Here is an 11,256-nt window from a genome sequence, read left to right as displayed (position 1 = left end):
CCGGCGGCGGCCGGGTCGTCGGCGAGGACCCGCAGGCCCGTGCCGACGGGCAGCTCGGGCCGCCGGCGGGCCAGCGCGATCACCGGCAGCGGGCAGCGCTGCCCCCGACCGTCCAGCACCTCCACCGGCCCGGTCCCGTCGCCGCCCGGTCCCGCCTCGCCGCCGCCCGGCCCGGTCGGGAGGCCGTCCGCGCCGGTTCGGCGGCCGTCCGGGCCGGGCGGGGTGGTCACAGGCCGACCACGCCGGCGTCGGCGCGCAGCTCCGCGACGATCCCGGGCAGCTCGGCGAGGAACCGCTGCACGTCCGCCTCGGTGGTCTCCCGGTGCAGCGACACCCGGACGTTGCCGTGCGACAGCACCCCCATCGCCTCCACCACGTGCGACGGGCGCAGTGTGGAGGAGGTGCAGGAGGAGCCGGAGGAGACGGCGAAGCCGCGCCGGTCCAGCGCGTGCAGCAGCACCTCGCCGTCGACGTACAGGCAGGAGAACGTCACCAGGTGGGGGAGCCGGTCGACCGGGTCGCCGACCACCTCCACGTCCGGCACCTCGGCGGCGACCCGGGACCGGATCAGGTCCACCAGGGGCGTCAGCCGGGCCGCCTCGGCCGCCGCGTCGGCCGCCGCCGCGCGCAGGCTCGCCGCCGCCGCCACCACCGCCGGCAGGTTCACCACCCCGGGGGTACGCCCGAACTCCCGCTCGTCGGCCGGCCACGGCGACTCCCAGCGGGTGCCCTTGCGGACCACCAGCAGCCCGACCCCCGGCGGACCGCCCCACTTGTGCGCGCTGGCGGTCAGCACCGACCAGCCGGCGGGCACCGGCACCCGGCCGACGAGCTGGGCCGCGTCGACGTACAGCGGCACCCCGACGGCGGCGCAGGCGTCGGCCGCCCCGGCGACCGGCTGCACGGTGCCCACCTCGTGACTGGCCCCGATCAGCGTCGCCAGCGCCACCCCGGGGGAGCGCACCGCCGCCGACCAGGCATCCAGGTCGAGGCGTCCGAGCCGGTCCACCGGTACGGAGGTGGCGGCCCCGCCGGCCGCGACGTGCCGCTGCGCGGCGTGCAGCACCGCGGAGTGCTCGATCGCCGAGTGCACCAGCGTCGCCCCGGCCCGCTGTCGTCCGACCAGGCCACCGAGTACGGCGGAGTGCGCGGCGTGCGTACCGCTGGGGGTGAAGGAGACCTCGTCGGGGCGGACGCCGAGGGTGGCGGCGGTGGCCTCGCGGGCGGCGTCGAGGAGCTGCCCGGCCCGGCGGGCCCGGCTGTAGAGGCGGGCGGGGTCGGCCCAGCCGTCGTCGAGGGCGGCCAGCAGCGCCTGCCGGGCCACCGGGTGCAGCGGCGCGGCGGTGGCCGCGTCCAGGTAGACCGGGTGGGCACTCACGACCGCAGACGCTATCGCGTCGAAGGCGGACGGCACCCCCCGATGGGGGCGGACACTGACCCCAAGACCGTCGAGCCCGCCATGGTCGAGTAATCTGCGACCGTCGGTGACGCCTTTGCCGTCGGTGCTGATGGAATACCCCACCGCGGCGCGCTAGGGAGGCAGGACCAGGTGGTCGCAAGGAGTTCGGAGGTACGGCCGTCGGCCGTACGGCACGGTGCTTCCCCCGGAGCCGGTGTGCGTCGGCGGCGTGGTGCTGGCCGGCTCGCCGGGCTCGGTCTCGGCGGAGCTGCGCTGCTGGTTCTGCTCACCGGGTGTGACGTCGGCCGCTCGGTCGACGGCTTCGGCTGGCCGCAGGGCGGCATCACCCCCGAGTCGCACCGGATGTACGACCTGTGGATCGCCTCCTGCATCGCCGCCCTGGCGGTCGGTGTCTTCGTCTGGGGCCTGATCTTCTGGTGCGTCGTGCGTTACCGCAAGCGCGGCAACGAGCTGCCGGTGCAGACCCGCTACAACCTGCCGATGGAGTTCCTCTACACCATCGCGCCGATCCTGATCGTCTCCGTGCTCTTCTACTACACGGCCGTGGTCCAGACCGACGTGGTGCGCACGACGAAGAACCCCGACGTCACCGTCGAGGTCGTCGCCTTCAAGTGGAACTGGCAGTTCAACTACCGCGACGGCCAGGGCACCGAGGCCAACACCGTGGCGTCGGTGCTGGGCACCAGCGAGGTCATCCCGGTGCTGGTGCTGCCGACCAACCGGTCCATCCGGTTCGAGGAGACCAGCCGCGACGTCATCCACTCCTTCTGGGTTCCGGAGCTGCTGTTCAAGCGCGACGTGATGCCCGGCAAGATCCGTAACGTGTTCGAGGTCTCCAAGCTGGAGTCCGAGGGCGCGTACGTGGGTCGCTGCGCCGAGCTGTGCGGCAGCTACCACGCCTTCATGAACTTCGAGCTGCGGGTGGTCTCCCCGGAGGCGTACGACCAGTTCCTCGCGGCCAAGCGGGACGGCAAGTCGACGCAGGAGGCGCTGACCGCCATCGGTCAGGACCCGTACGCGAAGACCACGCAGCCCTTCGACACCCGTCGTACGAAGGACAACTTCAACCCGGACGACGCGTCCGCGAGCGCGGGAAACTGAGGTATCCGGCATGAAGACCGAGTGGCGTATCTTCCTGATCATCGCCGTGTTCCTGCTCGGCGCGACGGCCCTCTACGGCGCGTGGACGTACGGCGACTCCGGCGGCCAGGTCGAGTGGGTCGGCACGGTGGCCCTGCTGCTGTCCTTCCTGCTCTGCGCGATGTGCGGCGGCTTCTTCTGGTTCGTCTCCCGCCGCATCGACCTGCGTCCGGAGGACCGGCCGGACGGTGAGATCGCCGACGGCGCGGGCGAGATCGGCTTCTTCAGCCCCGGCAGCTACTGGCCGTTCGGGCTGGCGCTGGCCGCCGCGGTCGCCGGTCTCGGCCTGGTGTTCTGGCAGTTCTGGCTGCTCGGCCTGGGCCTGGTGATGGTCATCTTCGCCGCCTGCGGCCTGCTCTTCGAGTACTACTCCGGCACCCGGCGTACCGCCGAGCACTGATCCGACGACGACGGGCCCGTCTCCCCACCCGGGAGGCGGGCCCGTCGTCGTCGGGTGATCGACTCCAGCGGGCCGAAGTAGCGGTATCGCCGCGACCTGATACCGCTGTTTCGGCTCAATAGTGTGGATCAACCAGGCTGTGGATCAGGCTGGCTCGGGCCAGACGGGCCCCTGGTCGGTCCAGGTGACACCCCGGTTGCGGCAGAGGCAGAAGGGGTGGCCGACGGGGTCGGTGTAGACCCGCCATCCGTAGCCTTCGGGGCCGACGAAGTCCTGCGCCAGGGTCGCGCCGAGGGCTAGGACGCGGCGCTGTTCGGCCTCGATGTCGTCGACCTCGAAGTCGAGGTGGAACTGCTTGGGGTGCTCGCCGTCGGGCCACCGTGGGGCGCGGTAATCCGCCACCCTGATGAAGGCCAGCTCGATGTCGCCGAACCGGATGCCGGCCCACTCCTCGTCGCTGCCCTCCTTGACCGGGCGACCCGTCACCTCGGCGTAGAAGGCCGCCAGCCGCATCGTGTCCGGGCAGTCGATGATGAAATCCGTGAGTCGGAGCATCAGGTGATCCTGTCATGCCGCTCAGCAGACCGGATTGCGCGACGGGGCCTCCGGGCGGACCCCGCGACGGGACCTCCGGGCGGCGTCCCGCAGGGGTCAGGCCGCGTGGCGGCCGGGTGACGGGCGGCGGCGACGGTCGGCCAGGCGGGTGGGCTGGAAGGCGAAGGTGGCGATCAGCACTGCCGCGCCGCAGCCGGTGCAGAGCAGCTCGGGGCAGTCGGCACCGTGGCCGTCGGCGCACGGTGGCGCCTCGAACGGCTGAACGCCCTCGCAGGTGTCGCAGTAGAGCTCGCGGTCCGACACGGGCGTCTCCTCTCGCTCCGGAACCCGCCGATGGACATCGCCGCCATCGTCGGAAACGGAAGAACTACTCCCGTGTAGTTTCCCACGCCCCTCCGACACCTCCCCGCCAGCCCCGTCAGTCCACCAGCCCCGCCAGTCCATGCCCGGCACACCGCCCGGCCCGGGGGAGCGGGTCAGAGCGGGGCGGGCGGAACGGCGGGTCAGAGGGAGCGGGCTACGTCGACCCAGCGGTCCAGGACGGCCGCCGCCGCCCCCGAGTCGACGGACTCGGCGGCCCGGGCCATGCCGGCGCGCACCGCCTCGGTGAGGTCACCGTCCAGCGGGGTCTGGGTGGCCAGTGCGACGGCCGCGTTGACCAGGACGGCGTCGCGGACCGGACCGGTCTCGCCGGCCAGCAGCCGGTGGGCCACGGCGGCGTTGTGGGCCGCGTCGCCGCCCCGCAGGTCGGCCAGGGTGGACCGGGGTACCCCGAGGTCGGCCGCGTCCAGCAGCGCCTCCCGTACGGTGCCCTGCTGGGCCACCCAGACCCGGGTCGGCGCGGCGGTGGTGAACTCGTCCAGGCCGTCCTCGCCGCGCATCACGATCACCGAGTCGCCCCGACGGGCGAAGACCTCGGCCATCACGGAGGCCATCCGGGCGTCGAAGCAGCCGACCGCGCCGGCGTGCGGCCGGGCCGGGTTGGTCAGCGGGCCGAGGAAGTTGAACGCGGTCGGCACGCCGATCTCCCGGCGGACCGGGCCGGCGTGGCGCATCCCCGGGTGGAACCGGGGCGCGAAGCAGAAGCCGATCCCCGCCTCGGCCACGCACCGGGCCACCTGCTCCGGGCCGAGATCCAGCGGTACGCCGAAGAACTCCAGCAGGTCGGCGGTGCCGCACAGCGACGAGGCGGCCCGGTTGCCGTGCTTGACCACCCGGACACCGGCACCGGCCACCACCAGGGCGGTCATCGTGGAGATGTTGACCGTGTGGGCGAGGTCACCCCCGGTGCCCACCACGTCGACCGCGGTGCGCCGCAGCTCCTCCGGCAGGGTCACCGGCACCGCGTTGCCGAGCATCGCCTCGACCAGGCCGGCCAGCTCGGCCGGGGTCTCGCCCTTGGCGCGCAGCGCGACCGCGAAGCCGGCGATCTGCGCCGGGCCGGCGGCACCCGCCATGATCTCGTTCATCGCCCAGGCGGTGTCGGCGGTGGACAGCTCGTCGCCGCGCAGCAGCGCGTTGAGCAGGTGCGGCCAGGTCCGTTCGCCCATGGTGGGCCTCCCGAGCGGGCGTGGGGGTGCGGGTGGACGGGTGCGCCCGTCACCCCGGGCGCCTGGGCGCCGCCGAGTGCGTCTGACTCAGGCGGCGGCGTGCGTACGCAGCAGCTCGGCGACCGTGGTGCCGGTGGTCACCGGGTCGAGCGGGTGCATCAGCACGCCGTCGACCTGTGCGTACGAGGCGAGCCATCGGTCGGCGGCCCGGGCGATGACCACGCAGGTGGGTGGGGCGTCGTCCCGGTCGTCCTTGATCTGGCGGGCGATGCCGAGGCCACCGCCGGGGCTGGCCTCGCCGTCGAGCAGCATCAGGTCGATCTCGTAGTCGTCGACCAGCCGGACGCAGCCGAAATAGTCCGACGCCTCGACGAACTCGATCTGGATGCCCGGCGCGGGACGGGTGCCGACGGCCAGTCGCATCCGGTCCCGGACCTGCTGGTCGTCGCTGTAGAGCAGGACGGTGCAAAGACGCTCGCTCATGCCGGCACTCCGCTTCGCTCCGTGCCGTGATGAGGCACCGTCGCACTGAGCCTGACTCGCTCGCTGCGCTCACTCATGGGCTGTACTCCTCGTTGCTGCCCGTTGATCGTACCGGGCGGTGTGGCGTACCCGACATCCCGCCCGCCGGCCCCCGTCAGGGCGGGTGTCGCGGCAGCTCAGGACGGGGTTCCGGGGGCCGCGGCGGGGGTGGCGGGCGGACCTGCGGGGGCGGTGGTCGCGGCGTCGGAGGCGGGGACGGCGGCGGCCTCGGCGGCGCGGTCGCGGGCCTCCTGCCGGTCCAGCTCGCGGTCCACCCGGCGGGCCTCCCGCTCGGACTGCTTGATCCACTGGACCACCAGTACCGCGATCATCGTCACGCTGACGAACTCGCCACCGGCCCACAGGATGCCGCCGGCGACCACCTGGTCGTTCCACGGGTCGGACCAGGCCAGGTTGAGCGAGGGGTACCAGTCGCCGCCGAACAGCGTGGTGCTCTGCATGATGGTGAGCCCGAGCACGGTGTGGAACGGCACCGACAGCAGCATCAGCAGCGCCCGCGCCGGGTACGGCCAGCGGCCGGGCAGCGGGTCGAGCCCGAGCAGCGGCCAGAAGAACACGCAGCCGGTCATGATGAAGTGCGCGTGCACCAGCTCGTGCGCCCAGGCGTGTTCGAGGGTGTAGCGGTACAGGTCGGTGAAGTAGAGCGCGAACGGGTTGACCACGAAGATGGCGAACGCCACCAGCGGGAAGCCGTAGATCCGGGCGATCCGGCTGTGCACCACCGCCAGCAGCCGCTTGCGCGGGCCGACCGGCAGGGTGCGCAGCGCCAGGGTGACCGGCGCGCCCAGGGCCAGGAAGATCGGGGAGATCATCGACAGCACCATGTGCTGCACCATGTGCACCGAGAGCAGGGCGGTGTCGTAGGCGTGCAGGCCGCTGACCGTGACCGCGGCGATACCGCCCAGGCCGGGCCCGAGGAAGCAGACCGTACGGATCACCGGCCAGCGGTCCCCGCGCAGCCGCAGCCGGTGGACCCCGTAGAGGTAGAGGCCGGCGGCGAGGACCAGGCCCAGGGCGAGCCAGCTGTCCAGCCGGGTCTCGGTGAAGACGCGGGTGATGTCGAACGGCGGCGGTACCTCGACGCCGCCGGCCGCCAGGCCGGTGGGCGGGGCCCCCGAGGTGGCGGTGAAGATCGAATCGACGTGCAGCACGCTTTTCAGGCTAGGCCAGGCGAACCGGACCGCCACGATCGGGCCATCCCCGCCCCGGGTTTGGCCCCCCGCTGATCGCCCGCCCCGGTCAAGGGCAATAATGACCGCGTGACTGCGGCCCCAGCCATTGACAAGAGCCGGATCCACTCTCTGACGCGGCCCAACATGGTCAGCGTCGGGACGATCGTGTGGCTCTCCAGCGAACTCATGTTCTTCGCGGCGCTGTTCGCGATGTACTTCTCGATCCGCGCGGCGGCGCCGGAGCAGTGGGAGAAGCACACCGAGGTCCTCAACATCCCCTATGCGACCACCTTCACGGTGATCCTGGTGCTGTCCTCGGTGACCTGCCAGCTCGGTGTGTTCGCGGCCGAGAAGGGTGACGTCCACGCCCTGCGGCGCTGGTTCACGATCACCTTCGTGATGGGCCTGATCTTCGTGCTCGGCCAGGCGAACGAGTACCTGACCCTGGTGCACGAGGGCGTGAAGATCAACGAAGACGGTTACGGGTCGATGTTCTACCTGACCACCGGCTTCCACGGCCTGCACGTGACCGGCGGTCTCATCGCCTTCATCATCTTCATGATCCGCACCACCATGGGTCGGTTCACCCCGGCCCAGGCCACGTCGGCGATCGTCGTGTCGTACTACTGGCACTTCGTCGACGTCGTGTGGATCGGGCTGTACGGCATGATCTACTGGCTTCAGTGATCTTGGCGTGTCAGGTTCCGCGCCGCTGCTCCGTCCCCTGAGACAAGGTCCAACCGGTTAAGGACACAGGTCATGACTTCTGACAACGACCGCCGACGCGGTCTGCTCGCGCGCCTGCGCGGGCGGCCCGCGGCGCGCAGCAGGGGCCGCCGCCGGCTGGGCGCGGCGTTCCGGCTGATCGCCGCGTTGACGCTGGCCGGCGGCGCCTACACCGTCTTCGCCCCCGGCGTGCAGGCGCAGGAAAACCCGCCGCTCACCGGCGCTGCGGCCGAGGGCAGGGCGCTGTTCGACGTGAGCTGCGTGACCTGCCACGGACGCAACGCCCAGGGTGTCGAGGGTCGTGGCCCGAGCCTGATCGGGGTGGGCTCCGCGTCGGTCGAGTTCCAGGTCGGCAGCGGTCGGATGCCGATGGCCCGGCAGGAGGCGCAGGCCATGCGCAAGCCGCCGGTCTTCACCGACGAGCAGGTGCGCCAGCTCGGCCAGTACATCCAGGAGCTCGGCGGGGGCCCGCAGGTCCCGCAGGGCAACCTCCGCGAGGGCGCCAACCTGGCCACCGGTGGCGAGCTGTTCCGGATCAACTGCTCGCAGTGCCACGCCTTCGGCGGTGGTGGCGGCGCGCTCTCCTCCGGCAAGTACGCCCCGAGCCTGAACCCGGCCAGCGACGCGCAGATCTACGCCGCGATGCTCAGCGGCCCGCAGAACATGCCGGTGTTCGGCGACAACCAGATCACCCCGGAGCAGAAGGCGGACATCATCGCCTACATCCAGGAGACCCTGAAGGCCGACCAGGACCAGGGCGGCTTCAACCTCGGTCGGTACGGCCCGTCCACCGAGGGCCTGGCGATCTTCCTGGTGGGCATCGTCGCACTGGTCTTCGCGAGCCTGTGGATTGCGGGCAAGTCGTGACCGGGCGGATCGTCAACACCATTGCCGTGGTGCCGTGCGCCGGCACCGCCCGTAGCGAGGTGACGGCATGAGCACCAAGACCGAGCAGCACGCCCCGCAGGACCGGGAGCCGCTCGACGTCCACGACCCCCGGCTCTCCCGGTTCGACATCGTCACCGAGGGCGCCCGCCGGGACGACATCGAGATCGTCCACTACGAGGAGCAGGTCGTCCCGGGCAGCAAGGCCGAGCGCCGGCTGACCCGTACGGTCGCGGCGATGTTCCTGCTCACCGGCCTGGCCGCCACCGCGTTCCTGGTCGTCTACATCTGGTGGCCCTGGGAGTACGAGCCGGGTCGCGGCGGCGACAAGTGGTACACCCCGCTGCTCGGCCTCACCCTGGGCATCGCCCTGCTCGGCATCGGCTTCGGCATCCTCACCTGGGGCAAGAAGCTGCTGCCCAAGGAGGTCTCGATCCAGGACCGGCACGACGGTCCCGGTTCGGCGGAGGACCGGAAGATCACCGGCGAGACCATGCTCTACCTCGCCGACGAGATGGGGGTACGGCGTCGTCCGCTGCTCGGCGTCTCGCTGGTCGCCGGTCTGCTGCCGGTCGGCGCGGTCGCCGCGGCCCCGCTGGTCGGCGGGCTGATCTCCAACCCGCACAAGAACAACCAGATGTTCACCACCGGCTTCGCCCCGCAGGACGGGAAGAAGATCCGGCTGGTTCGCGAGGACGGCCGGCCGATCCGCCCGGCCGACGTCAGCGCCGGTGGCCAGCTCACCGTGTTCCCGGGCATCGAGCACGGGGTGAGCAACAAGCACGCCGACTCGCCGACCCTGCTGATCCACCTGCGGGAGACCGACGCGGAGAAGTCCCGGCAGGCCAACTCGCGGGTCGGCCACGGTGACTACATGTGGGGCAACTACGCGGCGTACTCCAAGATCTGCACCCACGCCGGCTGCCCGGCGAGCCTGTACGAGCAGCAGACCAACCGGCTGCTCTGCCCGTGTCACCAGAGCCAGTTCCTGATCACCGACAACGCCCGGCCGGTCTTCGGCCCGGCGAGCCGGCGGCTGCCCCAGCTGCCGATCGAGGTGGACGAGGACGGCTTCTTCGTGGCGAAGTCCGACTACACCGAAACCGTCGGCCCCGACTTCTGGGAGCGGCCATGAAGCGCCGAAAGTTTGACGTAGCAGCGGTGCCGGGCAAGGCCGCCGGGGGAGTGGACGACCGCTTCCAGGTAGCCACCCCGCTGCGCAAGCTGCTCAACAAGGTCTTCCCGGACCACTGGTCGTTCCTGCTCGGCGAGATCGCGCTCTTCTCGTTCGTCGTGCTGCTGCTCACCGGGGTCTTCCTGACCTTCTTCTACGAGCCGGCGATGACCGAGGTGGTCTACAACGGCAGCTACGCCCCGCTGCGGGGCACCCCGATGTCGGCCGCGTACGCCTCCAGCCTGGACATCTCGTTCGATGTCCGGGGTGGCCTGATCATGCGGCAGATGCACCACTGGTCCGCGCTGCTGTTCATGGCCGCGATCGTGGTGCACATGATGCGGGTCTTCTTCACCGGCGCGTTCCGCAAGCCGCGGGAGACCAACTGGATCATCGGCTCGCTGCTGTTCTGGGTCGGCTTCCTGGCCGGCTTCACCGGCTACTCGCTGCCGGACGACGGCCTGTCCGGCACCGGTCTGCGGATCGCCTCCGGCATCATGCTGTCGATCCCGGTGATCGGCTCCTGGGTCACCTCGTCGGTCTTCGGCGGCGAGTTCCCCGGCGAGATCATCATCAGCCGGTTCTTCATCGCCCACGTACTGCTGATCCCGGGCCTGCTTGTCGCGCTGATCAGCGCCCACCTGGGCCTGGTGTTCAAGCAGAAGCACACCCAGTGGCCCGGCCCCGGCCGGACCAACGAGAACGTGGTCGGCGAGCGGATGTTCCCGCGCTACGCGCTCAAGCAGGGCGGCTTCTTCATGGTCGTCTTCGGCGTGATCGCGCTGATGGGTGGCCTGTTCCAGATCAACCCGATCTGGTACTTCGGCCCGTACGAGGCGTGGGTGGTCTCGGCGGCCAGCCAGCCCGACTGGTACGTCATGTTCCTCGACGGCTCGACCCGCCTGATGCCCGCCTGGGAGATCAACATCCCGATCGGCAACGGGTACGTCATCCCGCCGCTGTTCTGGCCGACGGTCGTGCTGCCGGGCATCCTGGTCGGGCTCTCCACGCTCTACCCGTTCGTGGAGGCCCGGCAGCTCAAGGACTACCGGCACCACAACCTGCTGCAGCGCCCCCGGGACGTCCCGGCCCGGACCGCGGTGGGCGCGATGGCCGTCGCCTTCTACATCGTGCTGACCCTCTCCGGCGCCAACGACGTGATCGCCGACAAGTTCCACATCAGCCTGAACGCGATGACCTGGGCGGGCCGGATCGGGCTGCTGTTCATCCCGCCGCTGGCGTACTACGTCACGTACCGGATCTGCCTCGGTCTGCAGCAGCACGACCGGGAGGTGCTGGCCCACGGCGTGGAGACCGGCATCATCCGGCGGCTGCCCGACGGCCGGTTCGAGGAGGTCCACCAGCCGCTCAGCGCCGGTGACGGCCACGGGCACGGCGAACTGGACTACGTCGGCTGGGTGGTGCCGAAGAAGATGAACCGGCTCGGGGCGCTCGGCCCGGCGATCCGGGGCTTCTTCTACCCGATCGAGAAGCCGGTCGAGGCACCTGTCTCGCCGGGGCACCCGCCGGTGGAACCCCGCCCCGAGCGGGAGGAGATCGGCAGCGGGGATTCCCGCCGCTGACCTGCCCGTACCACTGCACGAAGCGCCCCCCCGAGTACACCCGCGGGCGCGTCCGACCGTCCGGGGGCCGCCCCCCCCCGGCGGGGGGGGGGGGGGGGGTACCGCCCC

At 71.4% G+C, this 11,256-nt stretch carries 13 protein-coding genes; 6 read left to right on the top strand and 7 right to left on the bottom strand.

The window, feature by feature from the left end:
- On the bottom strand, positions 1–125 hold a 125-nt coding region (locus ACOJTC_RS26215; protein WP_420118889.1), incomplete at its 3' end, for a sulfurtransferase TusA family protein.
- Between the two features lie 101 nt (positions 126–226).
- Positions 227–1,378 (bottom strand): cysteine desulfurase family protein, encoded by a 1,152-nt coding sequence (locus ACOJTC_RS26210; RefSeq protein WP_420118888.1) that lies wholly within the window; start codon positions 1,376–1,378, stop codon positions 227–229.
- Positions 1,379–1,549: 171 nt separating this feature from the next.
- Between ACOJTC_RS26210 and coxB the strand changes: the two genes are divergently transcribed.
- On the top strand, positions 1,550–2,521 hold the full coding sequence (gene coxB, locus ACOJTC_RS26205) for a cytochrome c oxidase subunit II (protein WP_088644664.1): 972 nt from the start codon (positions 1,550–1,552) through the stop codon (positions 2,519–2,521).
- Positions 2,522–2,531: 10 nt separating this feature from the next.
- On the top strand, positions 2,532–2,960 hold the full coding sequence (locus ACOJTC_RS26200; RefSeq protein WP_420118887.1) for a cytochrome c oxidase subunit 4: 429 nt from the start codon (positions 2,532–2,534) through the stop codon (positions 2,958–2,960).
- Positions 2,961–3,104: 144 nt separating this feature from the next.
- Here the strand turns inward: ACOJTC_RS26200 and ACOJTC_RS26195 are convergent, their stop codons facing one another.
- From ACOJTC_RS26195 to ACOJTC_RS26175, 5 genes are all read right to left on the bottom strand, one after another.
- Positions 3,105–3,515, bottom strand: a complete 411-nt coding sequence (locus ACOJTC_RS26195) for a VOC family protein (RefSeq protein ID WP_420118886.1) — start codon at positions 3,513–3,515, stop codon at positions 3,105–3,107.
- A gap of 96 nt (positions 3,516–3,611) precedes the next feature.
- Positions 3,612–3,818, bottom strand: a complete 207-nt coding sequence (locus ACOJTC_RS26190) for a hypothetical protein (RefSeq protein ID WP_420118885.1) — start codon at positions 3,816–3,818, stop codon at positions 3,612–3,614.
- A 200-nt stretch (positions 3,819–4,018) separates the two neighbouring features.
- The gene (gene trpD / locus ACOJTC_RS26185) at positions 4,019–5,065 is read right to left on the bottom strand and encodes an anthranilate phosphoribosyltransferase (protein ID WP_420118884.1); all 1,047 of its coding nucleotides are present in this window, start codon (positions 5,063–5,065) and stop codon (positions 4,019–4,021) included.
- A gap of 87 nt (positions 5,066–5,152) precedes the next feature.
- Entirely contained in the window at positions 5,153–5,548 is a 396-nt protein-coding gene (locus ACOJTC_RS26180; RefSeq protein ID WP_363651528.1) for a hypothetical protein, read from the bottom strand.
- Between the two features lie 176 nt (positions 5,549–5,724).
- Complete coding sequence (locus ACOJTC_RS26175; RefSeq protein ID WP_420118883.1) at positions 5,725–6,759, bottom strand: cytochrome c oxidase assembly protein; 1,035 nt, start codon at positions 6,757–6,759, stop codon at positions 5,725–5,727.
- A 108-nt stretch (positions 6,760–6,867) separates the two neighbouring features.
- Between ACOJTC_RS26175 and ACOJTC_RS26170 the strand changes: the two genes are divergently transcribed.
- The 4 genes from ACOJTC_RS26170 to ACOJTC_RS26155 all read left to right on the top strand — a co-directional run bounded on the left by ACOJTC_RS26170 (position 6,868) and on the right by ACOJTC_RS26155 (position 11,148).
- Positions 6,868–7,467: a cytochrome c oxidase subunit 3 gene (locus ACOJTC_RS26170; RefSeq protein WP_088644671.1), complete on the top strand. Its 600-nt coding sequence runs from the start codon at positions 6,868–6,870 to the stop codon at positions 7,465–7,467.
- 72 nt (positions 7,468–7,539) lie between these two features.
- Entirely contained in the window at positions 7,540–8,373 is an 834-nt protein-coding gene (locus ACOJTC_RS26165) for a cytochrome c (protein ID WP_088644672.1), read from the top strand.
- A 67-nt stretch (positions 8,374–8,440) separates the two neighbouring features.
- Positions 8,441–9,526 carry a ubiquinol-cytochrome c reductase iron-sulfur subunit gene (locus ACOJTC_RS26160; protein WP_204927834.1) on the top strand — a complete coding sequence of 362 codons (1,086 nt, stop codon included), beginning with the start codon at positions 8,441–8,443 and terminating at the stop codon, positions 9,524–9,526.
- Positions 9,523–11,148 (top strand): cytochrome b, encoded by a 1,626-nt coding sequence (locus tag ACOJTC_RS26155; RefSeq protein ID WP_088644674.1) that lies wholly within the window; start codon positions 9,523–9,525, stop codon positions 11,146–11,148. Before ACOJTC_RS26160 ends, ACOJTC_RS26155 begins: the two co-directional genes overlap by 4 nt.
- Positions 11,149–11,256: the final 108 nt, after the last annotated feature.

The sequence above is a fragment of the Micromonospora sp. genome, from assembly GCF_048594385.1.
Lineage (GTDB): Bacteria > Actinomycetota > Actinomycetes > Mycobacteriales > Micromonosporaceae > Micromonospora > Micromonospora wenchangensis.
Note: the sequence above shows the minus strand (reverse complement) of the source record. Positions and strands in the feature narration are given on the sequence as shown.

What these genes read in the sequence shown, in the direction of transcription:
- ACOJTC_RS26200 (WP_420118887.1), top strand. Translation starts at nt 2,532, where the DNA reads ATGAAGACCGAGTGGCGTATCTTCCTGATCATCGCCGTGTTCCTGCTC.
- ACOJTC_RS26195 (WP_420118886.1), bottom strand. Translation starts at nt 3,515, where the DNA reads ATGCTCCGACTCACGGATTTCATCATCGACTGCCCGGACACGATGCGG.
- trpD (WP_420118884.1), bottom strand. Translation starts at nt 5,065, where the DNA reads ATGGGCGAACGGACCTGGCCGCACCTGCTCAACGCGCTGCTGCGCGGC.
- ACOJTC_RS26180 (WP_363651528.1), bottom strand. Translation starts at nt 5,548, where the DNA reads ATGAGCGAGCGTCTTTGCACCGTCCTGCTCTACAGCGACGACCAGCAG.
- ACOJTC_RS26165 (WP_088644672.1), top strand. Translation starts at nt 7,540, where the DNA reads ATGACTTCTGACAACGACCGCCGACGCGGTCTGCTCGCGCGCCTGCGC.
- ACOJTC_RS26160 (WP_204927834.1), top strand. Translation starts at nt 8,441, where the DNA reads ATGAGCACCAAGACCGAGCAGCACGCCCCGCAGGACCGGGAGCCGCTC.
- ACOJTC_RS26155 (WP_088644674.1), top strand. Translation starts at nt 9,523, where the DNA reads ATGAAGCGCCGAAAGTTTGACGTAGCAGCGGTGCCGGGCAAGGCCGCC.